The 25,142-nt window shown below is 66.3% G+C and carries 24 protein-coding genes and 1 tRNA gene; 11 read left to right on the top strand and 14 right to left on the bottom strand.

Annotated elements, in window-relative coordinates; all coding sequences use genetic code 11:
* Positions 1 to 107: 107 nt before the first annotated feature.
* The 6 genes from CWC60_RS09250 to CWC60_RS09225 form a co-directional block, all read right to left on the bottom strand.
* Positions 108 to 479 carry a hypothetical protein gene (locus CWC60_RS09250; RefSeq protein ID WP_125182750.1) on the bottom strand — a complete coding sequence of 124 codons (372 nt, stop codon included), beginning with the start codon at positions 477 to 479 and terminating at the stop codon, positions 108 to 110.
* An 84-nt stretch (positions 480 to 563) separates the two neighbouring features.
* Positions 564 to 860 carry a hypothetical protein gene (locus tag CWC60_RS09245; protein WP_109793700.1) on the bottom strand — a complete coding sequence of 99 codons (297 nt, stop codon included), beginning with the start codon at positions 858 to 860 and terminating at the stop codon, positions 564 to 566.
* 278 nt (positions 861 to 1,138) lie between these two features.
* Positions 1,139 to 1,780 carry a hypothetical protein gene (locus CWC60_RS09240; RefSeq protein WP_109796365.1) on the bottom strand — a complete coding sequence of 214 codons (642 nt, stop codon included), beginning with the start codon at positions 1,778 to 1,780 and terminating at the stop codon, positions 1,139 to 1,141.
* Positions 1,781 to 1,965: 185 nt separating this feature from the next.
* Positions 1,966 to 2,505 carry a hypothetical protein gene (locus tag CWC60_RS23555; RefSeq protein WP_164516452.1) on the bottom strand — a complete coding sequence of 180 codons (540 nt, stop codon included), beginning with the start codon at positions 2,503 to 2,505 and terminating at the stop codon, positions 1,966 to 1,968.
* Positions 2,506 to 2,732: 227 nt separating this feature from the next.
* The gene (locus CWC60_RS09230; RefSeq protein WP_109793698.1) at positions 2,733 to 3,425 is read right to left on the bottom strand and encodes a hypothetical protein; all 693 of its coding nucleotides are present in this window, start codon (positions 3,423 to 3,425) and stop codon (positions 2,733 to 2,735) included.
* Between the two features lie 131 nt (positions 3,426 to 3,556).
* Positions 3,557 to 3,799, bottom strand: a complete 243-nt coding sequence (locus CWC60_RS09225; RefSeq protein ID WP_109793697.1) for a hypothetical protein — start codon at positions 3,797 to 3,799, stop codon at positions 3,557 to 3,559.
* Between the two features lie 383 nt (positions 3,800 to 4,182).
* Here CWC60_RS09225 and CWC60_RS24260 point away from each other — a divergent pair, with 383 nt between their 5' ends.
* A complete protein-coding gene (locus CWC60_RS24260) occupies positions 4,183 to 4,599 on the top strand; it encodes a YhjD/YihY/BrkB family envelope integrity protein (protein WP_164516451.1) in 417 nt (138 codons plus the stop codon).
* Positions 4,518 to 5,144, top strand: a complete 627-nt coding sequence (locus CWC60_RS09215; RefSeq protein ID WP_109793695.1) for a YihY/virulence factor BrkB family protein — start codon at positions 4,518 to 4,520, stop codon at positions 5,142 to 5,144. The genes CWC60_RS24260 and CWC60_RS09215 overlap by 82 nt, the downstream gene beginning before the upstream one ends.
* Before the next feature lie 120 nt (positions 5,145 to 5,264).
* Here the strand turns inward: CWC60_RS09215 and CWC60_RS09210 are convergent, their stop codons facing one another.
* The 8 genes from CWC60_RS09210 to CWC60_RS09175 form a co-directional block, all read right to left on the bottom strand.
* Positions 5,265 to 5,633 (bottom strand): hypothetical protein, encoded by a 369-nt coding sequence (locus CWC60_RS09210; protein WP_109793694.1) that lies wholly within the window; start codon positions 5,631 to 5,633, stop codon positions 5,265 to 5,267.
* 189 nt (positions 5,634 to 5,822) lie between these two features.
* Positions 5,823 to 7,139 carry a 30S ribosomal protein S12 methylthiotransferase RimO gene (rimO, locus tag CWC60_RS09205; protein WP_109793693.1) on the bottom strand — a complete coding sequence of 439 codons (1,317 nt, stop codon included), beginning with the start codon at positions 7,137 to 7,139 and terminating at the stop codon, positions 5,823 to 5,825.
* A 58-nt stretch (positions 7,140 to 7,197) separates the two neighbouring features.
* Positions 7,198 to 8,253: a sn-glycerol-3-phosphate ABC transporter ATP-binding protein UgpC gene (gene ugpC / locus CWC60_RS09200; protein WP_109793692.1), complete on the bottom strand. Its 1,056-nt coding sequence runs from the start codon at positions 8,251 to 8,253 to the stop codon at positions 7,198 to 7,200.
* A 7-nt stretch (positions 8,254 to 8,260) separates the two neighbouring features.
* Positions 8,261 to 9,109, bottom strand: coding sequence for a sn-glycerol-3-phosphate ABC transporter permease UgpE (ugpE, locus tag CWC60_RS09195; RefSeq protein ID WP_109793691.1), 849 nt, complete (start codon positions 9,107 to 9,109; stop codon positions 8,261 to 8,263).
* 1 nt (position 9,110) lies between these two features.
* Positions 9,111 to 9,995 (bottom strand): sn-glycerol-3-phosphate ABC transporter permease UgpA, encoded by an 885-nt coding sequence (gene ugpA / locus CWC60_RS09190; RefSeq protein WP_420891153.1) that lies wholly within the window; start codon positions 9,993 to 9,995, stop codon positions 9,111 to 9,113.
* 100 nt (positions 9,996 to 10,095) lie between these two features.
* The gene (gene ugpB, locus CWC60_RS09185; protein ID WP_109793689.1) at positions 10,096 to 11,394 is read right to left on the bottom strand and encodes a sn-glycerol-3-phosphate ABC transporter substrate-binding protein UgpB; all 1,299 of its coding nucleotides are present in this window, start codon (positions 11,392 to 11,394) and stop codon (positions 10,096 to 10,098) included.
* A gap of 113 nt (positions 11,395 to 11,507) precedes the next feature.
* Positions 11,508 to 12,542: a cyclase family protein gene (locus CWC60_RS09180; RefSeq protein ID WP_109793688.1), complete on the bottom strand. Its 1,035-nt coding sequence runs from the start codon at positions 12,540 to 12,542 to the stop codon at positions 11,508 to 11,510.
* 34 nt (positions 12,543 to 12,576) lie between these two features.
* Complete coding sequence (locus tag CWC60_RS09175) at positions 12,577 to 13,749, bottom strand: NAD(P)/FAD-dependent oxidoreductase (protein WP_206419850.1); 1,173 nt, start codon at positions 13,747 to 13,749, stop codon at positions 12,577 to 12,579.
* A gap of 177 nt (positions 13,750 to 13,926) precedes the next feature.
* Between CWC60_RS09175 and CWC60_RS09170 the strand changes: the two genes are divergently transcribed.
* From CWC60_RS09170 to lon, 9 genes are all read left to right on the top strand, one after another.
* The gene (locus CWC60_RS09170) at positions 13,927 to 15,333 is read left to right on the top strand and encodes an amidase (RefSeq protein ID WP_109793687.1); all 1,407 of its coding nucleotides are present in this window, start codon (positions 13,927 to 13,929) and stop codon (positions 15,331 to 15,333) included.
* 2 nt (positions 15,334 to 15,335) lie between these two features.
* A complete protein-coding gene (locus CWC60_RS09165) occupies positions 15,336 to 16,805 on the top strand; it encodes an NAD(P)H-hydrate dehydratase (protein WP_109793686.1) in 1,470 nt (489 codons plus the stop codon).
* A gap of 19 nt (positions 16,806 to 16,824) precedes the next feature.
* Entirely contained in the window at positions 16,825 to 18,234 is a 1,410-nt protein-coding gene (locus CWC60_RS09160; RefSeq protein ID WP_206419849.1) for a malonyl-CoA decarboxylase, read from the top strand.
* A 190-nt stretch (positions 18,235 to 18,424) separates the two neighbouring features.
* Positions 18,425 to 18,592 (top strand): hypothetical protein, encoded by a 168-nt coding sequence (locus CWC60_RS23550; RefSeq protein WP_164516450.1) that lies wholly within the window; start codon positions 18,425 to 18,427, stop codon positions 18,590 to 18,592.
* 129 nt (positions 18,593 to 18,721) lie between these two features.
* Positions 18,722 to 18,806, top strand: a tRNA-Leu gene (locus CWC60_RS09155).
* Positions 18,807 to 18,941: 135 nt separating this feature from the next.
* Entirely contained in the window at positions 18,942 to 20,369 is a 1,428-nt protein-coding gene (tig, locus tag CWC60_RS09150) for a trigger factor (protein ID WP_109793685.1), read from the top strand.
* 106 nt (positions 20,370 to 20,475) lie between these two features.
* Positions 20,476 to 21,135 (top strand): ATP-dependent Clp endopeptidase proteolytic subunit ClpP, encoded by a 660-nt coding sequence (gene clpP, locus CWC60_RS09145; protein ID WP_109793684.1) that lies wholly within the window; start codon positions 20,476 to 20,478, stop codon positions 21,133 to 21,135.
* 157 nt (positions 21,136 to 21,292) lie between these two features.
* On the top strand, positions 21,293 to 22,558 hold the full coding sequence (clpX, locus tag CWC60_RS09140; protein ID WP_109793683.1) for an ATP-dependent Clp protease ATP-binding subunit ClpX: 1,266 nt from the start codon (positions 21,293 to 21,295) through the stop codon (positions 22,556 to 22,558).
* Positions 22,559 to 22,684: 126 nt separating this feature from the next.
* The gene (lon, locus tag CWC60_RS09135; protein WP_109793682.1) at positions 22,685 to 25,108 is read left to right on the top strand and encodes an endopeptidase La; all 2,424 of its coding nucleotides are present in this window, start codon (positions 22,685 to 22,687) and stop codon (positions 25,106 to 25,108) included.
* Positions 25,109 to 25,142: the final 34 nt, after the last annotated feature.

Genomic DNA, 25,142 nt, shown 5'->3' with positions numbered 1-25,142 from the left:
CTCCGCGGTCGATGGCTTCGCGCCGCCGGGCGGAGAGAGGGGGCCAGACAGACGAAAAGCCCCGTCCCGGGGACGGGGCTTTCCGCCGTTCGACTGTCGCGCGGGGCCTATTCGGCGCCCTGGGTCCGCACCTTCTCTTCGCCGACGCCGTCGAAATAGGCATCCATTTCCCTCATCTCCTCGGCCGAGCCGGCGAGTTCATCCGGGGTGATCACGCTGCCCTCCTCGGTGGGGGCGTTCGGGCGCTCGCCGGGATCGACAGCGTCGCCCAGCGGTCCCGTGGTCTCCTCGACCGCGCCCGGCGTCGAGACCGCGCGGCCCAGTTCGGCCGCCGCGCCGTCGCCGGCGATGTCATAGTCCTGCTTCACGTCGGAGGTGGTGATATTGTCGAGGCCGTCGTCCGGGTCCGTCGTCTCCGCGGCGCCTGCGGCGCCGGCGATGAGGACGGCGGCGGGAATGGCCAGCAATGCATGTCGCATCTGCCTGTCCTCCTTTCTGGCTGTGAATGGTCGGGTCGGGTTAGCGGGGAGTCCGGCCGGCGCAGGGCCGGCCGTTCCCGTCCGTTACTCGGCGCCGGTGGCTGTGTCGGCCTCGGCTTCGTTCTCCGCTTCGGGAACCGTCACGACCTCGGCTTCGTCGGCCGGCACCAGGTGCTCGGGCGACATCTCGACCACGCCCGGCTCCGGCGCGAAGACGGTGTTGGTCTCACCCTCCGGACGAGGGTAGATATCCTCCGGCGCATCCTCGTCGATGATGACCTTGTTCTCGGCTTCGGCGGCGGCCTCGGGGCCCGCCTCGGCGGCCAGGGCGCTGCCGGCCATGAGTATCGCGATCGGGGTGATGAAAAGCGCGTTTCGCATGACTGAACTCCTACGCATTCTTGTTCTTGTACTCGGGCAGCGTAAATCTGGCTGCCGTGACTCTCATGTATGCTGTCGGAGAGACAGTTGAACCGCCCGCCAAGATTGTGACCGTCTTTGTCACGGCGGATCATTTTACTACAAAATCAGTCGTGAATTCGTCGCAAAGCAGAAATCCCGGTCCGGGACGTGCCCGGCCGGGATTTCATCATGACGGTGTTCGATCAGTGCAGATCAGGATCTGCGGCTGATCGGACCTTCATGCAAGACCGTTTCGGTCACTCCTGCCCGGTAGCGCTGGCAGGGGCGCCGGGGCTCCGCTGCGAGCCGACGAGGGTGATCGTTTCGTCGTTCTCTTCATATACGAGATCGTCGTCATCATCCCAGAAGTCGAACTCGGGGTCGAAGAAGAAGCGGTCCTCGTCATCGGCCTCGACATCGTCGCGCATGGCGAACCGGGCGTCCTCGCGCATCGCGTACTCGGCGTCCGTGCCGGTGGCGAGTTCGCTGCGGCGGATGATCCAGGTCTCGGGATCACGGTCGCCGTCGATATCGACATAGTAGAGCGCAGGGATCGACGAGTCGTCTGCACGGTTGTAGTAGGAGACGACTTGGCCCTCGGTGTCGAACTGGCCGTCGGCGTCGGTGTCGAAGCGCACCGTGCGCGGCTCGCGGTAGACAGTCCCGTCGGTCATCTCGACATCTTCATAGTCGTCGATGAGCACCTCGTTGAACTGGGTGGCGCCGGCGGTGATGTTCGGCCCTGCCTCGAGCGCGTCGGAAGGCACGCCCGGATCGGACCTGGTGGATTCCATCATCGGAGTGGAAGCGCCCGGGGTGGCGTCCACATTCTCGTCGGCGGCGAGGGCGGTGCTCGCCATCAACATGGCGATGGGGGTGACAATGAGCGTTCTACGCATAACTCTCGCTCCTGTTCGTTGTTGTTGTTGTCAAATCGGGAACGCGGCGTTGCGCGCCGCCGATGCAGGGCAGGTGGCGCTTCGCCGCCCGATTTGAACCGTGGGTGCGACATGGGGCCCGAGGCCCGGACGAGAAACCGGCCGCAGCCGCGCTTCTCGCCTGGCCCGGGTTTCAGGCCGCGTCCTCAGGAGCTGCCTTCAACCTGCAGCCCTTCATTGTGGTAGACCCAGCGGTCGGCGTAGCCGTCGCCGTCCACGTCGACGGCGTAATGCATGGGCACATCGTCTTCCATGCCGTAGTCGGCCACGACATCCGCGCGGGTCTCGGCCACGCCATCCTGGTCCATGTCCAGCCAGGCGCTGCGGTTCGGCGTGCGGGGGTCCATCTCGTAGTCGGCGTAGGTCGTGTAGTAGTCCGCGCCTCCGGCCCGGCTGACCCAGCGATCGCCGACGCCGTCGCCATCCAGATCGACGGCGTAGAGATAGGGGGTGGCGGGATCGCGGTCATGGTCGATACCGGCGACGATATTGCCCTCGGCATCCACGGTCCCGTCGTTGTTGTCGTCGATCCGGGCGAGCGGATAGTTCTGGTCCGACCGCGTCTCGTCCATCATGCCGGTCTTGATCTTCGCCTTCGCGCTGGTATCCGCGTCGGCGGCGCCGGCGGATAGCGGCATTGCCGCCATGAGCACGGCAATGGGGGTCATCATGAGCGCCTTACGCATAATCTCGCTCCTTACGCATTCTTCTTCTTTCCCAACTGCGGGACAGGCGCATCGAACGCCTCCCGTCCCTTCCACGTGGGAGCGAGTGTGCGGATTTGTACCGTACGGGTCAGAATCGCGCACCGGCGGACGACAAACCCCGGCGCGCGGCCGGCGCGCCGGGGCCTTCCATGAGGCATGGAGGGAGGTGTCGGGCTGACGCCCGACACGACACCTGTCCACCGATCCTACTGATCGTCGACGCCGGTGTTGTCGCCATAGGAGGCGTCAGCGCCGGTGTCCAGATCCGAGGGCTCCCCCGGATTGGAGCGGGTGCTTTCGAGCGGGTTGGGGCCCGTCTCGTCATCCAGCTGGTTCGCACCGCTCACCGCGGAGATATCGGCCGCAACCTGCTCGGCCTCGGTGATCTCCAGATAGTCGCTGGCGACCTGGTGGCCGCGGGCCGAGCCCTCGGTCTGGAGGTCGGCGTTGTAGTAGACCCAGCGGTCGGCGTAGCCGTCGCCGTCGACATCGACGGCATAGTGCGTCGGCTGCTCGCCCTCACCATCGATATCGAAGTCCGCCAGGACGCGGGCGTCGGCTTCGGCGACGCCGTCATTGTCCATGTCCACCATGGCGCGGCGCTCGCCGTCATAGGCCGGCATCTGGTAGTGGGTATAGGTATGATAGTATGCGCCGGCCTCGGCGGAGGCATCGCGCATGACCCAGCTCTCGGCGTCGCCGTCATTGTCGGTATCGACGGCATAGAGCTGCGGGGTTCCCGCATCGCGGTCATGGTCGATACCGGCCATGATCACGCCTTCCATCTCCGCCGTGCCGTCGCGGTCACGGTCGATCTTGATGGTATCCGCCGCCAGGGCCTGCGCGGAAACGCCGGCGAGCAGCAGCGCGGTCGATGTTCCGATGATTGTCCTACGCATGGTTGTACTCTCGCTTTCTTCTTCTTGATGTCGGATGGGCGGTTCCGCCGGCGCATCGTCCGGCGCGCGGCGTCGGCTCCATCGGGCCTGGCGGCCGACGCCTGAAACCGCGTTCGTGGAGGTCCTGCGCCTCAGTCCGTGTCGCTGGACGCGGAGGCTTCGCCGGACGCGTCGAGGCCCGATGTGGTTTCGGCTTCACCGTCCTTCCCGGCGTCCGTATCGGCGCCGGCCACGACTTCGTTGCTGATGCCATAGCTCTGCACGCTGACGCCGGTATCGGCGGTGGCCTCGGTCTCCCCGCCATCATCGGCGGCCGACGCTGCGCCGGCGGTCATCAGCAGCGCGGTGGCAGTGGTCACGATTGTCTTGCGCATGTCGACGCTCCTTGTGGGAGTGGACGGATGGCTCTTGTTTCTCTTCCTGGCATGGGGCTGTCCGGAGCACCCGACGCCGTTGAGCGGACAGGTGGACATCCACATCCGGAGTTGAACCGGGTCGCCGATCAAATTCCGACACAGGATCGTCTGAATTGTCAGATATGCTTTTCAACTATCTGATAAAGCAGGGAATTGTTCCCGGAATTGTGCGCCCGTTTGACGCGCCGCGAGGCCGGAGCGATCAGAGGGGACGCCTCGGTTCGTGGTAGCGTCAGCCGACGCTCCGGCGGTTGCGCGGCGATTGAATCCGCATGGGCGATCGCCAACTGCCCTCCAGGGACGAGCGATCTGCGTCCTGCGAGGATGGGAGGCCGCCCACCATGGCACTTGACGCCAGACGCGGACCCGGCCGGGCGGACAATATCGCCAGCCCGGCCGGATTTGGCCGGGACGACTGGTCGTCAATTCTCTCGCGGGTGAAGGACCGGATCGGTCAGGACAACCTTTCCCTGATCGCCGCCGGGGTCGCCTTCTTCGCGATGCTGGCGCTGTTTCCGGCGATCGCGGCCCTGGTCGGCTTCTATGGCTTCTTTGCCGATCCGGCCGACGTGGAGCCCCTTCTGGCGATGGCCGGAAACTTTCTGCCCGAGACGGTACTGTCGGTCCTCGAGGGCAGGTCCGGAGCCTCACCCGGGGCGAGGGCGCTGCAGTCGGTCTGGCGGCGATCCTGTCGCTCGGCGTCGCCATCTGGAGCGCACGCGCGGGCGTGCTGGCCCTGGTCACGGGACTGGGCGTGATCTACCGCGAGAACGGCCGTCGTGGTCTGCTGCGCGAGATCCTGATTTCCCTGACCCTGACGACGCTGCTGATCGTCGTCGGCGTTGTCGCCCTGGCCGCGGTGGTTCTGACGCCGGTGGTTTTGAATCTCTTCAACTTCGGTGCGCTCGGGGAATGGCTGGCCGCGATCCTGCGCTGGCCCATCGCGCTCGGCGCGCTGTTCGCTGCGCTTGCCATTCTCTATCGCCACGGCCCTTGCCGGCGGAAGGCGCGCCTGGTCTGGATCGCCTGGGGCGTGGTGGCTGCGGTGGTTCTCTGGGCAGTCGGTTCGGCCCTGTTCTCGGTCTATGTCGCCAACTTCGCCAGCTACAACGAGACCTATGGCTCGATCGGCGCGGTCATCGCCCTCCTCATGTGGCTCTATGTCAGCGCCTTTGTCGTTCTGCTCGGCGCGCTGCTCAGCGCGGAGATGGAGCATCAGACGCGGGCGGACACGACCGTCGGCAGTCCGCGCCCGATCGGTGAGCGTGGCGCGTACATGGCCGACAATGTCCCGGGTGCCTGACTCCGGCACCCTGGCCTTCGCGCAACGGAAAGGCCGGACGCCCTGCGGCGTCCGGCCCTTCGACGCGATCATCCGCCCTGTCGCCCCGGCCTCGCCGGGGCGGGCCAGGCGGCGGGCGATCTACTCGGTCGGGATGATCGGGTCGCCGGCGCCGACGTCGGTGTCGGCCGGCGGGCCGCCCGGCGTCGCGTTCAGCGCCATCTCGCGTTCGGACCCCACCGTCTTGGCGCGCACCACCCAGCGGTCGGCGACGCCGTCATTGTCCAGGTCGACCGCGTAGCGCGCGTAGTGGACGTCGCCGCGGATCTCGGAGACCTGACCCAGGACGGTCGCACGCTCATCCCCGCGGCCGTCGCCGTCGCGGTCGATCAGGATGCCGCGGGCATCGCCCCCGGACAGATTCAGAACCTCGTCCTTCGGCTCGGCAAGGGCGGCGCCGCTGGCGGTCGCCAGCAGGGCAAGGGCTGCGGTCAGCAGGGTCGGCTTCATCACGGTACTCCCTGGTTGTTGTTGCTTCTCACGAGCCGTTCGGTTCGTGCGCCCGTTGCCGGCGCGCGAACCCGGCCCTTCAGGGAATCTGGGAAAGGGGTCGGGACCATGACGGGGCCGGCCTGCGACCGATCTGTGACGGCGCAGCGAACACGGCCTCGCGTTCGTCCCTCGCGGGACGGCGGCGGCTCAGGCGAGACGCGCCCACAGATCGTAGTGATCGGCCTCGACCACCTCGGCCCGGACCATATCGCCCGGCTGCAGCCCCGTCTCGCCGTTGAGGAAGACGCAGCCGTCGATCTCCGGCGCATCGGATTTCGAGCGCCCGATCGCGCCGTCCTCGTCGGCCTCGTCGATCAGGACGTCGATCTCCCAGCCGATCTTCCGCTTCATGCGCCGTTCGCTGACCGCCGCCTGGGCGGTCATGAAGCGATGCCAGCGTTCTTCCTTGATCTCGTCCGGTACCGCGCCGGGCAGATCGTTGGCGGCGGCGCCGGCAACCGGCTCGAATTTGAAGCAGCCGACGCGATCCAGCTCCGCCTCCTCCAGCCAGTCGAGCAGGTAGCGGAAATCCTCCTCCGTCTCGCCGGGAAAGCCGACAATGAAGGTGGAACGGATCGTCAGGTCCGGCGCCTGGCGCCGCCAGTCGGCGATGCGGTCCAGGGTCCGTTCCTGATGGGCCGGCCGGCGCATGGCTTTCAGCACCGTCGGGCTGGCGTGCTGGAAGGGAATGTCGATGTAGGGAAGGATCTTCTCGTCCGCCATCAGCGGGATCAGCCGATCCACATGGGGGTAGGGGTAGACATAGTGCAGCCGGACCCAGACCCCCAGCCGGCCCAGCGCCTCCGCCAGGTCGAATATGTGCGCCTTCACTGGCTCGCCGTGCCACGGTGTGGCCTGATGCCTGATGTCGACACCATAGGCCGAGGTGTCCTGGGAGATGACCAGAAGCTCCTGCACCCCCGCCTGGACCAGCCGCTCGGCCTCGTAGAGCACCTTGGCCGCGGGCCGGCTGGCCAGCTTGCCGCGCATGGACGGGATGATGCAGAAGCTGCAGGAATGATTGCAGCCTTCCGAGATCTTCAGATAGGCGTAGTGCCTGGGCGTCAGTTTCAGTCCGGCTTCCGGCACCAGCTGCGTGAAGGGCTCCGGCGGCGGCGGGGCGTGGGCGTGAACCGCCTCGACAACCTGCTCGTACTGGTGAGGCCCGGTGACGGCCAGGACGCCCGGATGATTCGCCCGGATTGCCGCCTCGTCGACGCCCATGCAGCCGGTGACGATGACGCGCCCGTTCTCCCGCATGGCCTCGCCGATGGCGTCCAGGCTCTCCGCCTTGGCCGAATCGAGGAAACCGCAGGTGTTCACGATCACCGCGTCGGCGCCGGCATATTCCGGCGAGAGCTCATACCCCTCGGCGCGGAGCGAGGTGATGATCCGTTCGGAATCCACCAGCGCCTTGGGACAGCCCAGGCTGACGATGCCGATCTTCGGGACATGCGTGTTCATGGCCGCGGCTTCTACGCCAGCCGCCGGCGCATGGGAAGGGTCAGCCGACGGGTGGCGTTCAGATCGCCTGGCCGGTCTCTGGATCGAACAGCCGGACATCGTGGGCGGCGATGCTGACGCGCACCAATTCGCCGGGGCGCACCGGCTGGTGGCGGGGGAGACGGGCAGGGAGGTCAACGCCATCGGCGCGGAGATGCGCAATCTGGTCGGCACCCAGAACCTCCACCAGATCCGTCTTCAGTTCGATCGGACCCTCGGGATCCAGGTCCACGTTCTCGGGCCTGACGCCGGCGACCACCGGCCGGCCCGATGCGAGCCGGAGCGGCGTCGGCACCCGGAGTCCGCCTGGCAGGTCGACATGATGGCCGTCCTTCGAGGCGACGCCTTGCAGCAGGCTCATGGGCGGTGTGCCGATGAAGCCGGCGACGAAGGTCGTGGCCGGGCGCTCGTAGACGTCGGCGGGCGTGCCGATCTGCTCTGCGCGGCCGGCGTTCATCACGACGATACGGTGGCCGAGCGTCATCGCCTCCACCTGATCGTGGGTGACATAGAGTGTCGTCTTGCCGAGTTCCGCCTGCAGCTTGTGGATTTCCAGCCGCATCTGCACCCGCAGCTTGGCGTCGAGATTGGACAGGGGCTCGTCGAACAGAAAGACGCTCGGTTCGCGCACGATGGCGCGGCCCATGGCGACGCGCTGGCGCTGTCCGCCGGAAAGCTCCCGGGGTTTGCGCGCCAGGAAGGGCATCAGCTCCAGGATTTCCGCCGCCTTGTGGACCCGCGTCTCGACCTCCGCTTTCGGCATGCCCTTGATGGTCAGGCCATAGGCCATGTTCCGGTAGACCGACATGTGCGGGTAGAGGGCGTAGTTCTGGAACACCATGGCGATGTCGCGCTGCGCCGGCTCCAGGCCGTTGACCACCCGCCCGTCGATGTCGATCTCGCCGCCCGAGATTTCCTCAAGTCCGGCCACCATGCGCAGCAGTGTGGACTTGCCGCAGCCCGACGGCCCCAGAATGACAATGAATTCGCCGTCGGCGACCTCCAGATCGATGCCGTGGACGACCTGGAGATCGCGGTAGGATTTGCGGACGTCTCGGAAACTGATGGAACCCATGGGCGCGCTATTTCTCCGTTTCCACCAGTCCCTTGACGAACTGGCGTTGCATGAAGACGACGATGGCCACCGGCGGGATCATGGCCAGCATCGCCGTGGCCATCACGTAGTGCCAGACGGGAAGCTGCTCAGCGGCGTTCACCATCCGCTGGATGCCCATGACGATGGTGTAGAAATCCTCGTCGGTGGTGATCAGCAGGGGCCAGAGATACTGGTTCCAGCCGTAGATGAAGAGGATCACGAACAGCGCCGCGATGTTGGTCCGCGACAGTGGCAACAGGATGTCCCGGAAGAACCGCATCGGACTGGCCCCGTCGATGCGCGCGGCCTCGGCCAGTTCGTCCGGCACCGTCATGAAGAACTGCCGGAACAGGAAGGTCGCGGTCGCAGAGGCGATCAGCGGCACCGACAGGCCTGCATAGGAATTCAGCATTCCCAGATCGGCGACGACCTTGAATGTCGGCAGGATGCGCACTTCGACCGGCAGCATCAGCGTCACGAAGATAATCCAGAAACACGCCATCCTGAAGGGAAAGCGGAAATAGACGATGGCGAAGGCGGCGGTCAGCGAGATGGCGATCTTGCCGACCGTGATCAGCAGCGCCATCGCCAGGCTGTTCAGCATCATCAGCCAGACCGGCACGCCGCCCGCGTCGGCGATGCCGCCGCCCAGGACCGCTGCGTAGTTCTCGAAGAAGCGGTCGCCCGGCCACATGGGAATGGGCGAGGTCTGCAGCTCCGAAGGCGGATGGGTGGAGGCGACGAAGGTGATCCAGATCGGCAGCAGGGTCACGACGGCGCCCGCGATCAGGATCAGGTGCGTGACGAAGCGCAGGACGGGGCGGTTCTCGACCATGTCAGTACTGCACCCGCCGTTCGATGTAGCGGAACTGGACCACGGTCAGGACGATGACCACGACCATCAGCACCACGGATTGCGCCGCCGAACCGCCCAGATCGAGACCGACGAAGCCGTCGTTGTAAACCTTGTAGACCAGGATGGAAGTCGCGCCCGCCGGGCCGCCGTCGGTGGTCGCGTGGACGATGCCGAAGGTGTCGAAGAAGGCGTAGACGACGTTGACCACCAGCAGGAAGAAGGTCGTCGGCGAGAGCAGCGGGAAGATGATCGTCCAGAAGCGCCGGACCGGCCCCGCGCCATCGATGGCGGCGGCCTCGATCAGACTTTTCGGGATCGCCTGCAGGCCGGCCAGGAAGAACAGGAAATTGTAGCTGATCTGCTTCCAGACGGCGGCGATGACGATCAGCGCCATGGCGTCGGTTCCGTCCTGGTAGTGGTTCCAGTCGATGCCGAGGCCCTTCAGCAGCCAGGCCAGGATCCCGATGGTGGGATTGAACATGAAGAACCAGAGCACGCCGGCGACCGCCGGCGCGACGGCATAGGGCCAGATCAGCAGCGACTTGTAGGCCGATGCCCCGCGGATCACCCGGTCGGCGTTGACCGCCAGCAGAAGCGAGATCGACATCGACAGCAGGGTGACGAGCGCCGAGAAGATCACCGTGATCTGGAAGGAATGAAGATAGAGCGGGTTGGCGAAAAGCTCGGCGAAGTTCGCGAGTCCGATGAACTCTGACCGCAGGCCCCAGGCGTCCTCGCGCAGCACGCTCTGCCACAGCGCCTGGCTGGCTGGCCAGATGAAGAACACGAAGGTGATGGCGAGCTGCGGCGCGAGCAGGGCGTAGGGCAGCCAGCGGTGCTTGAAGATCGCGCGTTTCAAATGCAGTTCGTCCGTCGGGGATCAATTGTCTTGAGGTCGATTGGGAACGGTGCAACAGCCGGCAGGCCGGCGGCACCCTGGGGCGCCGCCGGAACCCGTCCGTGCTTCAGTTGGTGCGTTCGAACTTGCGCAGCAGCTCGTCGCCGCGGCGCTTGGCGTCGTCGAGGGCGGTCTTCGCGTCCTTCTGACCGGCCCAGATCGCTTCCATCTCCTCGTTGATGACGTCACGGATCTGGACGAAGTTGCCGAAACGCAGGCCCTTCGAGTTCGCGGTCGGCTCGTTCAGGCTGAGCTGCTTGATCGCTGTGTCCGTGCCCTGGTTCTCCGCGTAGTAGCCCTGTTCCTTGGAGAGCTCGTAGGCTGCCGTGGTGATCGGCACGTAGCCGGTGGACTGATGCCAGTCGGCCTGGATCTCGGCGGAGGACATGAACTTGAAGAACTTCGCGACGCCCTTGTATTCCTCCGACTCGTGGCCGCGCAGCACCCACAGGGTCGCGCCGCCGATGATCGAATTCTGCGGCTTGTCCACGACCGCGGCGGAGTAGGGCAGCATGGCCTGACCGAAGGCGAACTCGGCCTGATCCTTGATCGAAGCGTAGTAGGCCGAGGAATTCATCCACATGGCGCACTCGCCGGTGGTGAAAAGCGGCAGGCTCTCGCCGCGGCGGCCGCCGTACTTGAAGGTGCCGTCGGCCATGGAATCGCGCAGCCGCTGCAGCAGGCCGGTGATGGTGGGGTTATTGAAGGTGAACTCGGTGTCCGTGCCCTCGAAGCCGTTGGCCTTCGTGCCGATGGGCAGGTCGTGCCAGGCGGACATGTTCTCGATCATCACCCAGCTCTGCCAGCCGAAGGAGACCGCGCACTTGTGGCCGGCCTCCTGCAGTTTCCCGGCTGCGTGGTAGATCCCGCCCCAGGTCGACGGCACCTCGGCGACGCCGGCCTTGTCGAGCAGATCCTTGTTGTACCAGAGCACCGGCGTGGAGCTGTTGAACGGCAGTGACAACAGCTTGCCGTCCGGCGTGGTGTAATAGGAGATCACGGCCGGCAGATAGGCCGCCTGGTCGAACGCCTCGCCCGCGTCCGCCATCAGTTCGTGGACGGGATAGACGGCGCCCTTGGCGGCCATCATGGAGGCGGTGCCGACCTCGAAGACCTGCACGACGTGCGGCTGCTCGCCGGCGCGGAACGCGGCGATCGCGGCGGTCATGGTCTCGGTGTAGTTGCCCTTGTAGACGGGCTTGACCGAGAACTGGTCCTGCGAAGCGTTGAACTTCTGCGCGATCTCCTCGACCTTCTCGCCGAGCTTGCCGCCCATGGCGTGCCACCATTCGATCTCGGCCGCGGCCTGTGCAGTGCCGGCGAAGACCATCGCCGCCGCGGCGATGGCGCCTATGCGTTTCATCATCGGAAGAGCCCCCTTGCTGGGTTTGAAGACAAGGGGAGGGGTTAACGGCCGCCTGTTGCCGAGCGATGACGGATGGATGACGGTCGTGTTTCAGTCGGGCGTCGTCCGGAATCTCAGACGGTGGCGACCGGCGTGGCGGGACTGCCGACTGCGCCGGGCAGGCGGAGCGGCGGCGCCGTCAGCAGGAAGCGGTTGCGGCCGTTGGCGCGCAGCCAGTCCGCCAGTTCCGACAGAAACCACAGTTCCGCCAGCGGCAGGCCGAGCTTGAACAGGCAGTGATGGTGCAGCGGCAGCATCGGCCGGCGCCCGTCCTTCGGCTGCGCCGGGATGCCCTCGACGGCGTAGTTGTCGGCGATAAGGGCCGCCGCGCCACTCTCGCTGACCCACTGCAGCAGCTTCTCGTCACGGCCGTCGAGCACGGCGCAGGAGTTCTCCAGCCGCTCCTTGGACGGCGTGCGGTTCATCGACAGGATCTCGTCGGCGAAACCGGTGCGGAAGACCACCATATCGCCGCGCTCCACGGTCACGCCGTCCGCCTCCATGATCTCCATCAGCCGGTCATGGCCGACATAGACGCGCTCGCGGCCGACATGGGCCTCCAGGTCGATCATCACTGCCCGGCCCTGCATGCCGTGGCGGGCGAAGTTCTGGATGCCGAGGCGGTTGGCGCCGAAGCCTTCGGCGTCGCTCGCCTCGCCGTCATAGGATTCGGGGCCGACCACGTCCTCGCCGGCGCGGAAGCCGTTGAAGTAGACCTTCTCGTCGGTTCCGTCGCCGTCGGCGTCGAAGAACGCCCCGACATGAGAGAGCGCATCCCACTGCGTCGAATACTGCAGGCAGATGGTGACCTCGTCGTCGCTGACCACGTCGGTGTTCTGCGCGTCGAGGCGATGCAGCGGGAAGTTGATGTAGGGCTTGTCCTCCAGGAAGGTCGGCCGCCGGCGCGGCGGATGGCGGCGCACGTTCAGGATGTTCCCGCCGGGAAAGTCCAGCGGCAGGCTGAGACAGAAGGTCAGCCCCTCCTTCACCTCGGCGATTCCCTGTTTCACCTTCTCCGGCGTGATCAGGTTGACGCGGCCCAGTTCGTCGTCGGCGCCATGCGCGCCCCATTCGGAGCCCTCCGGCCGGTTTTTCCAGCGTCCGCTCATCCCCTCGATACTCCCCTTCGTTCGGTTGGTTGTTCTACCGCAGCCTGTCCACGCCCAGATTGGCATAGTCCAGCCCGCAGTCGACGATGTCCGCCGGCACCTCGCCGCCGCCGATCAGCGCCGCCGCGATGCGGCCCATGGCCGGCGAGGTCTTGATGCCGTAGCCGCCCTGCCCGACCAGCCAGTAGAAGCCGTCGACGCGGTCGTCGAAGCCGTTGACCGGGCTGTGGTCGTGCACGAAGGAGCGCAGCCCCGCCCAGCGGCTGGCCGGGCGCCCGACCTCCAGCCTCGTCGCCCGTTCGATGCGGTCGATGCAGATGGCGATGTCCAGCTCCTCCGGCTGGGCGTCGTTCGGCGCGGCGGGCGTCTCGTCCGCCGGCGAGGCCAACACACGGCCGGCGTCGGGCTTGAAATACCATTCCTCGTCGATGTCAAAGGTCAGCGGCCAGTCGCCATTGGTCATGCCCGGCGGCAGGTCGAAGGTGATGGCCGTGCGGCGCTTCGGCACCAGGCCGACAGGGACCGCGCCGGCCATGGTCGCGATCATGTCGCCCCAGGCGCCCGCGGCGTTGATCACGATCTCGGCCCGCACCGGTTCGCCGCCGCGGGTTTCGATTTCGAAACCCGGTCCCGTCCGCACGATGCCGGTGACGCCGGCGTCGGTGACGATGCGGCCGCCCAGGCTGCGGAAGACGCGGATGTAACCCTGATGCAGGCCGTGGACGTCGATGTCCATGGCTGCGCGTTCGTGGACGCCGCCGGCGACATAGTCCGGATCGAGGGCCGGCGAGAGTTCCAGGCAGGTCTCGCGGTCGGCCGTCTCCAGGATGTCTGGGCGGTTCATCTCCGCCAGGAAGTCGTCGATGCGGGCGGTCTGGTCCGTGCGGGCGATCATCAGGGCGCCGCGCGGGCTGAGCAGCGAGTGCTCCGCATAGCGCGCCTCGGGCGTCTCCATGAAACGCCGGCTGGCCTTCACCATCGCGCGGATGGTGGCGTTGCCATAGACCTCGGTGTACATCGCCGCCGAGCGCCCGGTGGTGTGGTAGCCCGGCTGCGTCTCCTGCTCCAGCACGGCGATCCGCGCGCCGTCGCCCCTGGCCTCGGCAAGGAAGCAGGCCGCCGACATGCCCGCGATTCCGGCGCCGATCACGGCGATCTCGCACTCGATCATGATGCCCTCGCTGCTTGCCCGGTCGGGCAGCATCATCGTGCGGGTTGCGCCGCGCTGCAATCGGGGAGGGGCGGATGTCCAATCGCCATCGGCGCCGGAAGCGCTTGCGGCAGGGGCGCAGTCTCACTGTCGTACTGCGGCGGTATCTCCTTTGAAGCATTGCAGGGGCCATGCGGGGTATGAACAATGCCGCCGGCATCAGCGGAGGGACGGATGGGCGATCGGGATCTGATCTACTTGAGCGCGGGCGATCTCGTGCGCGGCTACGAGCGCGGCGATTTTTCGCCGGTCGAGGTGACGGAAGCCGTGTTCCGGCGCATCGACGCGGTCGACGGGACGCTTAACGCCTTCCGCGTACTTGACCGTGACGGCGCCATGGCCGGCGCACGGGCATCGGAGCGGCGCTGGCGCGAAGGTGCGCCGCTGTCGCCGGTCGACGGCGTGCCGACCACGATCAAGGACCTGTTCGACATGCGCGGCCTGTCGACCCTGCGCGGCTCCAGGACGTCCGATACGACACCCGCGGCGGAAGACGCGCCCACGCCGGCCCGGCTGAGGGCGGCCGGCGCGGTGCTGCTGGGGAAGACCAACACGCCGGAATACGGCTGGAAGGGCGTCACCGACAGTCCGCTCACAGGCGTGACGCGCAATCCCTGGAACACGGACACCACCCCAGGCGGCTCCTCGGGCGGCGCCTCGGCTGCCTGCGCCGCGGGCATGGGGGCGCTGCACCTCGGCACCGACGGCGGCGGTTCCATTCGCATACCGGCGGCCTTCGCCGGCGTCTTCGGCCACAAGCCGAGCTTCGGGCGCGTGCCCTACTATCCGGCGAGCCCGATGGGGACGCTTGCCCATTCGGGACCGCTGACCCGCACGGTGGCGGACTCGCTGCTGATGCTCAATGTGATGATGGGGGAGGACACGAAGGACTGGTACTCTGTGCCCTCGGATCCGATCCCCGCCCGCGTGCTCTCCGGCGGCGTCGAGGGGCTGCGCATCGCCTACAGCCCCGACCTGGGACATGCGCGGGTCGATGCGGAGGTTGCGGCCGCGGTGCGTGCCGCCGCGGAGGCCCTGGCCGACCTCGGCGCCGAGATCGTCGAGACCGATCCGGGAATCGGCGACACCGTGGAGATCTTCAACACGCTCTGGCAGTCCGGCGCCTATGGCGTGCTCCGCAATCTGCCGGAGGAGAAGAAGGCGGAACTCGACCCGGGACTGGCCGGCATCATCGGTATCGCGTCGGGTATCTCGCTCGGCGAGTATATGGACGCAATGCGGCTCCGCGCGCTGCTTGGCTCCAACATGAAGCTGTTCATGGCCGGGTACGACGCGCTGATCACGCCGTCCCTTTCCGTGCCGGCTTTCGGCGTCGACCGGCTGGTGCCGGAAGGCTGGGAGGAGGGCGGCAATGGCTGGGTCGCGTGGACGCCGTTCAGCTATCCCTTCAACCTGACGCAGCAGCCGGCCTGCTCGGTTCCGTGCGGCTTCACCGATGGCGGCCTGCCCGTGGGGCTGCAGATTGTCGGCCGCATGTTCGATGACCCGACCGTGCTCCGCATCGCCGCCGCCTACGAGGCCGCGAATCCGGTCGCCGCGTCGCGCCGTCCGGAACTCTGACCATGGCCTGGCCGCCGCCAGCCGATATCGCCCTCACGGTCCGGCAGATGTACGCCGCCGACGAGTACGCCGTAAGCCATGGCGTGGATGGCGAGACGCTGATGGAGAACGCCGGCGGCGGCGCGGCGGACGCCATCCTTTCGCGCTACGCCCCACAGCCGGTGATGGTGCTCTGCGGGCCGGGCAACAATGGTGGCGACGGTTTCGTCATCGCCCGGCACCTGCGCGCTGCCGGCTGGCCGGTGCGGCTGGCGCTGATGGGCGATCCGGCGCGGCTGAGGGGCGACGCCGCGACCATGGCCAGGCGCTGGGAAGGCGAAATCGAGGCGCTCACCGGCGGCTGCCTGGGCGAGGCGGCGCTGGTCGTCGACGCGCTGTTCGGCGCCGGTCTGTCGCGTCCGCTGGAAGGCGTCCCCGCCGAACTTGCCGAGGCCAGCCGGGGGCGCACGGTAGTGGCGGTGGACGTGCCGAGCGGCGTGCGCGGCGACGATGGTGGCCATGACGGTCCGGTCTTCCGCGCCGACCTGACGACGACGTTCTTCACCCTGAAGCCGGGTCACCTGCTGGCGCCGGGGCGGTTCCTGTGCGGCCATGTCGAGGTCATCGATATCGGTACGCCGCTTTCCGCCCTGGACGAGATCGCCCCAGAATGCTTCCGCAACGTGCCGCCGCTCTGGCGTGGGGCGCTGCCCCGGCTGACGCCCGAGGGCCACAAGTACGCGCGCGGCCATGCCCTCGTTTCCGGGGGCGGCGTGACCGCTTCGGGCGCCGCGCGCATGGCGGCGGAAGGCGCGCTGAGGGCCGGGGCGGGGCTGGTCACCTGCGCCGTGCCGCCATCCGCGGCGATCGTCTACGCCGCGCACCTGACGGCCGTGATGCTGACCTCGGTCGCGGACGCCGACGCCTGGCGGGAGCTGCTCGCCGACGATCGCAGGAACGCCGTTCTGATCGGGCCCGGCCACGGCGTCGACCAGCGCACCCGCGACATCGTGCTGGCCGCGCTCGACGCAGGGAAGCGCACCGTGCTCGACGCCGACGCCATCACGGTCTTCCAGGACGATCCTGCCGCGTTGTTCGCGGCCATCGCCGGGCCCTGCGTGCTGACGCCGCATTCGGGCGAGTTCGGCCGCCTGTTCGAGGGCGGCGCCGACAAGCTGACCGTCACCCGAGATGCCGCACGCCGCAGCGGCGCGGTCGTCGTGCACAAGGGACCGGACACGGTTATCGCCGCCCCCGACGGGCGCACGGCGATCAACGACAATGCGCCGCCCACGCTCGCCACCGCGGGCGCCGGCGATGTGCTGGCCGGTATCGTCCTCGGTCTGCTCGCCCAGGGCATGCCGGCCTTCGAAGCGGCCTGCGCGGCGGTGTGGATGCACGGCGAGGTGGGACGGATTGTCGGACCGGGGCTGATTGCCGAAGACCTTGCGCCCGCTCTGCCCGTCGTGCTGAAAGCCCTTCTCGAAACCTGAACCCGAGGGAGCCCGGACCGTGGCGAGACAGCAGCGTAACTTCTGGGTGCGGGCGCTGGACCGCGTGCGCAACTGGCGGGGCGACGACGACATCAACGTCCGTCCGGTCTCCGTCGACCGGGAATTGCGCGACAGCGATCTGCCGCTGATCCGCCGTCAGATCGACGCCTGTCTGGCCGATCGGGGCGGCGCCGTCTCGGCCCGGCTCAGGGCCGCGGAACTCGGCCGGGCCTATCTCGGCCTCAATGGGAAGGGACGCGCGCGCTTCTTCGCCCTGCTGGCGCGGGAATACGACATCGACCCCGACGAGGTGGACAAGGCCTCGGCCGCGCTCCGCGCTGCGGAAGGCGAGGCGGAGCGCCGGACGGCCCGCCGCCGTCTGCGCAGGAGCCTGGTGCCGCCGCGCGTACATCTGCTGACCCAGTTCAACAGCCTCGACCGGGGCGTGAAGTTCCTGGTCGACATGCGCGCCGATCTGCTGCGCGCGGCGCGCGAGCAGCCCGAACTCAGGGATCTGGACGGCGATCTGCAGGAACTCCTGCGCGGCTGGTTCGACGTGGGTTTCCTGGAGATGGCGCAGATCACCTTCAACTCGCCGGCTTCGCTGCTGGAGAAGCTTATCGACTACGAGGCGGTCCACGAGATCCGGTCCTGGAAGGATCTGAAGAACCGCCTCGACTCCGACCGGCGCTGCTTCTCCTTCATGCATCCGAACATGCCCGGCGAGCCGCTGATCTTCGTGGAGGTCGCGCTGGTCAACGGCATGACCGACAATGTCCACGCGTTGCTCGACGAGGCCGCGCCGGAGGTCGATCCCCACGCCGCCGACACGGCGATCTTCTATTCCATCTCCAACTGCCAGGCGGGCCTGGCGGGCGTCGGCTTCGGCGATTTCCTGATCAAGCGCGTGGTCGACCGGCTGAGCCAGCGTTTTCCGAACCTGAAATCGTTCGCGACCCTGTCGCCGATTCCCGGCTTCAGGCGTTGGCTCGATGGAGCGCTGGACGGCGAGGAGCCGCTGCTGGCGGAGGCCGAGGACCGTCTGATCCGCGCCACCGCCCGCAAGGAAAGCGGCCACCAGGGCCTGAAGGCGATCCTGGACGATCCGGGCTGGGCGGATGACGGCGATCTGGTCGAAGCCGTCCGCGAGCCGCTGATTCGGCTCGGCGCGCGCTACCTGGCCCGGGAGAAGGATCCCAGGGGGCGGCCGCTGGACCCGGTGGCGCGCTTCCACCTCAACAACGGTGCAAGGGTGGAGCGGATCAACTGGATGGGCGACCGATCCGAATCCGGCCTGCGCCAGTCGGCCGGCATGATGGTCAATTATCTCTACAAGCTGGACGAGATCGAAAAGAACCACGAGGCCTTCCGCGGCGAGGGCAAGGTGGTCGCCTCGCCGCAGATTTCGCGTCTTTGCAAGGGCCTTTAACCCTTTGTTCAACTATTTCGTTCAGGAAGTCTTTACAACCACAGGAATCTTTGAACACTGTGGCTCGGGCATCACAATCAAGAGCCAACTTTCGGATTGCGATCTTTTGACCATGTTCTTTGCTCGGAAACGTGCTGCGCCACGCCCTGAAACAGGTTCGCTTCATGAACGGCGGCTTGCCGGCCGCGCCATGGAACGCGCGGAGGTCGTCGAGGTGATGACCGACGGTCAGGGTATTCCCCATGTCCGCTACCGTGTGACCCACGTGCAGGGTCAGCGCAAGGCGATCGGCGGTCTTCGCGTCCTCGCGCTCTCCTGTTTTCTCGACCAGTTTCGCCAGGTCGACCAGTTCCTCTGAGACAGCGCCGGTTTCCGCGCCGCCGGGACCTGCCCGCGCTTGACGCCGTGGGGCCGGGCGCGTATGGCTCCGCCGCGGCGTAGGGGCGGCCCGGCGCGCATCTGCGCGACCCGGCCATGGCCGCTTCCGGCGGGCGTGGCGGAATTGGTAGACGCGCCAGGTTTAGGTCCTGGTGACGCAAGTCGTGGGGGTTCGAGTCCCTCCGCCCGCACCAGGTTCAGCCGTGGCTGGGGCGGAACGGTACACGGCCGGGCCGCGCGGACGGAACAGCGGGCCGCGGGGGCGGCCGCAATGACAGTATGAAGGTCCCCTGTCCGGCGGGGCCCGGTGGAAAAGGAAAGAGGCGTCGATGCAGATCGAACAGCTTTCGGCGGAAGGTCTGAAACGCGAATACAAGATTGTGGTGCCCGCCGAGGACGTCGAGGCGAAAATGTCGGCGAAGCTGAAGGAGCTCAGCGGCCAGGTCCAGATGAAGGGCTTCCGGCCCGGCAAGGTACCGCCGAAACTGCTGCGCCAGATGTACGGCAAGTCCATCCTCGGCGAGGTCCTCGAAGAGACGCTGAACGAATCCAGCCAGAAGGCGCTGGAAGACAACGACGTGCGGCCGGCCGTGCAGCCGTCGATCGAGATCGAGAGCTTCGACGAGGGCCAGGATCTGGCCTACAAGATGTCGCTCGAGATCCTTCCCGATTTCGAGATTGCCGATCTGTCCTCGCTGGAGGTGGAACGCCTGACCGCCGAGGTGCCCGACGAGACCGTCGACAGCGCGCTGGAGCGCCTGGCGCAGGATCAGACGACCTACGAGAAGATCGAGGAGGACCGCCCCGCTGCCGAAGGCGATGCGATCGTGATCGACTTCGTCGGCAAGATCGATGGCGAACCCTTCGAGGGCGGCGCCGGCGAGGAGGTCCAGATCGTGCTGGGGCAGGGTCAGTTCGTGCCCGGCTTCGAGGAGCAGCTTGTCGGCAAGAAGGCGGGCGACGAGACGGTCGTCACCATCACCTTCCCCGAGGAATACGGCGCCAAGGACCTGGCCGGCAAGGAAGCGAACTTCGACGTCACCGTGCGCGAAATCCGTACGGCCCGGGCGGCCACGATCGACGACGATTTCGCCAAGCAGCTGGGCCTGGACGATCTCGCCGCCCTGCGCGAGACCATGCGCGGCCGCATCGCCGAGGAGTACGGCGAGATCGGCCGCATGCGCCTGAAGCGCGAGGTTCTCGACAAGCTGGCCGAACGCCATGACTTCGAGGTTCCGCCGGGTATGGTCGAGACCGAGTACGATCAGATTGTCCGTCAGGCGAAGGCCGAGGATGGCCAGCAGGACGACCATGATCACGAGCACGACCATGATCACGAGCACGACCATGATCACGGGCATGACCATGATCACGATCATGAGCACGATCACCCGCCGGTCGACGAGGGGCTGGACGACGAGAAGAAGGACGAATACCGCAAGATCGCGGAGCGGCGCGTCCGCCTGGGTCTCGTGCTGGCCGAGATCGGCCGCGAGAACAAGCTGGAGGTCACCCCCGACGAGGTGAACCGGGAAATCATGAAGCAGGCGCGCAACTTCCCCGGTCAGGAACGGATGGTGGTCGATTTCTACCAGAAGAATCCCGACGCCATGCAGCGGCTGCGCGCGCCGGTCTTCGAGGACAAGGTGATCGACTTCATCGTCGAGATGGCGAAGGTCAGCGAGCGCAAGGTGAGCCCCGAGGAGCTGTCGGCGGATCCGGACGCGGATGAGGAAAACGCCGCAGCGAGCGCCTGACGGTTTTCGAACCGCCGCGGGCGCGCCATATTTGTGGGGTGATTCCATTCGCGGCGGCCGGAGCGCCATCCGGTAACGCCGCTTCCCGACAGTCTAAGGAGCCGTCATGCAGGACCCGCGCGACGTTTACATGAACACTCTCGTCCCGATGGTCGTGGAGCAGACCAACCGGGGCGAGCGCGCCTACGACATCTACTCGCGCCTGCTGAAGGAGCGGATCATCTTCGTGGTCGGGCCGGTGCACGACGGCATGTCGTCGCTGGTTACGGCGCAGCTGCTTTTCCTGGAGGCGGAAAACCCCTCCAAGGAAATTTCCATCTACATCAACTCGCCCGGCGGCATCGTCACCTCGGGACTGGCGATGTACGACACCATGCAGTACATCCGCCCCAAGGTCGCGACACTGTGTATCGGCCAGGCGGCGTCGATGGGATCGCTGTTGCTGGCGGCCGGCGAGAAGGGCATGCGGTTCAGCCTGCCCAACTCCCGCATCATGATTCATCAGCCCTCCGGCGGTTTCCAGGGTCAGGCGGCGGATATCGAGATTCACGCCCGCGAGATTCTTGCCCTGCGCAAGCGGCTGAACGAAATCTACGTTCATCACACCGGCCAGGACATCGACACGGTTGAACGTGCGATGGATCGCGACAATTTCATGACTCCGGACAAGGCGAAGGAGTTCGGCCTGATCGACGAAGTCGTCGAGAAGCGCGCAGCGCCTGGGTCCGGAACGGGTTCCGGGGGTGGCAAGACCGATTCCGAGTGATCGCGTTAACCGAACCTTGAATGGCGGCGGGATAGCATTGTCCCGATACCCGGGGACCGACAGGTTTGCGTCGACCCATATCACGGGCGCAATGGGCTGTACGGCGCGGACGGCACTTGTTTACAATGCGTAGCGTGATCAGGAGATCGGAGCGGATATGACGAAACTTAGCGGCGGCGACTCGAAGAACACCCTGTACTGCTCGTTCTGCGGGAAGAGCCAGCATGAGGTTCGCAAGCTCATCGCCGGGCCCACCGTGTTCATCTGCGATGAATGCGTCGAACTCTGCATGGACATCATCCGCGAGGAGAACAAGGGTTCCCTCGTCAAGACCCGCGACGGCATCCCGGCGCCGGCCGAAATCTGCGCGGTCCTCGACGACTACGTGATCGGTCAGAGCACGGCCAAACGCATTCTCTCCGTGGCCGTCCACAACCACTACAAGCGGCTCAATCACAGCGCCAAGAATTCCGATGTCGAGCTGGCCAAGTCTAACATCCTGCTGATCGGCCCGACCGGCTGCGGCAAGACGCTGCTGGCGCAGACGCTGGCGCGCATCCTCGACGTGCCATTCACCATGGCCGATGCCACCACGCTGACCGAGGCCGGCTATGTCGGCGAGGATGTCGAGAACATCATCCTGAAGCTGTTGCAGTCGGCCGACTACAATGTCGAACGCGCCCAGCGCGGCATCGTCTACATCGACGAGGTCGACAAGATCAGCCGCAAGTCCGACAACCCCTCGATCACCCGCGATGTGTCGGGCGAGGGCGTGCAGCAGGCGCTGCTGAAGATCATGGAGGGCACGGTGGCCTCCGTGCCGCCCCAGGGCGGCCGCAAGCATCCGCAGCAGGAGTTCCTGCAGGTGGACACCACCAACATCCTGTTCATCTGCGGCGGCGCCTTTGCGGGCCTCGACAAGATCATCTCCGCCCGCGGCCAGGGCAGTTCGATCGGCTTCGGCGCCGACGTGCGGTCGTCCGACGACCGCAAGACGGGCGAGATCCTGGCCGGCGTGGAGCCGGAGGATCTGCTCAAGTTCGGCCTGATCCCGGAGTTCGTGGGTCGTCTGCCCGTGCTGGCGACGCTGCGCGATCTGGACGAGGAAGCCCTGGTCCAGATCCTGACCGAGCCGAAGAACGCCCTGGTCAAGCAGTACCAGAGGCTGTTCGAGATGGAGGACGTGGGGCTGACCTTCACCGACGACGCCCTCAAGGCGATCGCGCGCAAGGCGATCGAACGCAAGACCGGCGCGCGGGGCCTGCGCTCGATCCTGGAGAACATCCTGCTGGACTCGATGTTCGATCTGCCGAACATGGACGGCGTGGAGCAGGTCGTCGTCAACGCCGAGGTCGTGGACGGCAATGCGAGCCCGCTGAAGCTCTATGCCGACCGCGCCGGCGAGATGGACAGCTCCGCCTGAACCGACGGGCGAACACCCAGGCCGGGCCGGAACAAAAAGCGTATTCCGGCTTGAACGCTGTTCCAGACCGCATAGATCAATTGCTGGCGGCCGGATGCTCAATGGGAGGTCCAGAGGCCGCGCTTGATGGAGGCTGCTTTGTCTGATCCGAAGACCACGAAGACCCTGCCGGTACTGCCGCTTCGCGACATCGTCGTATTTCCGAACATGATCGTGCCCCTGTTCGTCGGGCGCGAAAAGTCGGTGCGCGCGCTGGAAGCGGTGATGCAGGGCGACAAGGAGATCCTGCTTGTCGCGCAGAAGGACGCGTCCGTCGACGAACCGGGCGCCGACGATATCTACCGCTATGGCGCGGTCTCGACGGTGCTGCAGCTTCTGAAGCTGCCCGACGACACCGTGAAGGTGCTGGTCGAGGGCCGCCGCCGCGCGCGCATTTCCGGCTTCACCGGCAACAGCGAGTTCTTCGAGGCCGAGGCCGAAGTGCTGGACGAGGCCGCACCCGACGGCCAGTCGGTCCAGGCGCTGATGCGTTCGGTCCAGGAGCAGTTCGAGCAGTATGTGAAGGTCTCGCGGAAGGTCCCGAACGAGGTGCTGGCCACGGTCGAAAAGATCGACGACGCCAGCAAGCTGGCTGACACCGTCGCCCAGCACCTGCAGCTCAAGCTCTCCGACAAGCAGGAACTGCTGGAGATCCTGAGCGTCGAGGAGCGCCTGGAGCAGGTGCTGGCCCGGATGAACGGCGAACTGGACGTGATCCAGGTCGAGAAGAAGATCCGTGGCCGCGTCAAGCGCCAGATGGAGAAGACGCAGCGCGAATACTACCTCAACGAGCAGATGAAGGCGATCCAGCGCGAACTCGGCGATGGCGACGAAGAACGCAACGAGATGGCCGAGCTGGAGGAGCGTATCGAGAAGGCCAAGCTCTCCAAGGAAGCGCGGGAGAAGGCCGAGGCCGAGCTCAAGAAGCTGAAGAACATGAGCCCGATGTCGGCAGAGGCGACGGTCGTGCGAAACTACCTCGACTGGCTGCTGTCCATTCCGTGGAGCGAGAAGAGCCGCGTCAAGAAGGACATCAACGCCGCCGAAGTCGTGCTCAATGACGACCACTACGGTCTGGAGAAGGTCAAGGAGCGGATCCTCGAATATCTCGCTGTGCAGCAGCGCGCGAAGAAGCTGAAGGGTCCGATTCTCTGCCTCGTCGGCCCGCCCGGCGTCGGCAAGACCTCGCTCGGCAAGTCCATCGCCTCGGCCACGGGGCGCGAGTTCGTCCGCCTTTCCCTCGGCGGCGTTCGCGACGAAGCCGAGATCCGCGGCCATCGGCGGACCTATATCGGTTCCATGCCCGGCAAGATCATCCAGTCGATGAAGAAGGCGAAGAAGTCCAATCCGCTCTTCCTGCTCGACGAGGTCGACAAGATGGGCGCCGATTTCCGCGGCGATCCGTCATCGGCGCTGCTCGAGGTTCTGGATCCGGAGCAGAACCATACCTTCCAGGACCACTATCTGGAGGTCGACTACGATCTCTCCGACGTGATGTTCGTCTGCACGGCCAACACGCTGCGCATGCCGCAGCCCCTGCTGGACCGCATGGAGATCATCCGGCTGTCGGGCTACACCGAGCACGAGAAGGTCGAGATCGCGAAGCGCCATCTGGTGCCGAAGCAGATCAAGGACCACGGCCTCAAGAAGGGGGAGTGGGAGATTTCGGACAATGCGATCCGCGATCTCATCCGCTACTACACCCGGGAGGCCGGTGTCCGGAATCTGGAGCGCGAGATCGCCAACCTGGCCCGCAAGGCGGTCAAGGAGATCGTCACCAACAAGATCAAGCAGGTGAAGGTCACCGTCCGCAACCTCGACAAGTACGCCGGCGTGAAGCGCTTCCGTTATGGCATGATGGAAGACGAGGACATGATCGGCGTGACCACGGGCCTGGCCTGGACCGAGGTGGGCGGCGAACTGCTGTCGATCGAGGCGGTGATGCTGCCCGGCAAGGGCCGCATGACCATCACCGGCAAGCTGGGCGATGTCATGCAGGAATCGGTGCAGGCGGCGAAGTCCTATGTCCGCTCGCGCTCGCTGAGCATCGGCGTCATTCCGCCGACCTTCGACAAGCGCGACATCCATATCCACGTGCCCGAGGGCGCGACGCCCAAGGACGGTCCGTCCGCCGGTATCGCGATGGTCACCTCCATCGTCTCCGTGCTGACGCAGATCCCCGTGCGGCGCGACATCGCCATGACCGGCGAGGTCACGCTCCGCGGGCGGGTGCTGCCGATCGGCGGTTTGAAGGAGAAGCTGCTCGCCGCGCACCGGGCCGGCATCAAGACGGTGCTGATCCCGCGCGACAACGAGAAGGACCTCCAGGACATTCCGGACAACGTCAAGCGCGACATCGAGATCGTGCCCGTGGCGACGGTCGACGATGTCCTGCCGCGCGCCCTGACCCAGCCGCTCACCGCCGTCGAATGGGACGAGGAAGCCTACGAAGCCGAACGCCTCGCCGCATCGCGACGTGACAGCGATCATGGCGACGTGGTTACGCACTAGGAAACAGCCCCCGAATCTGTGGAAAACCGCGATT

The organism is Minwuia thermotolerans (genome assembly GCF_002924445.1).
In the GTDB taxonomy this organism is placed as follows: domain Bacteria; phylum Pseudomonadota; class Alphaproteobacteria; order Minwuiales; family Minwuiaceae; genus Minwuia; species Minwuia thermotolerans.
This window is presented reverse-complemented; position numbering and strand designations above follow the sequence as displayed.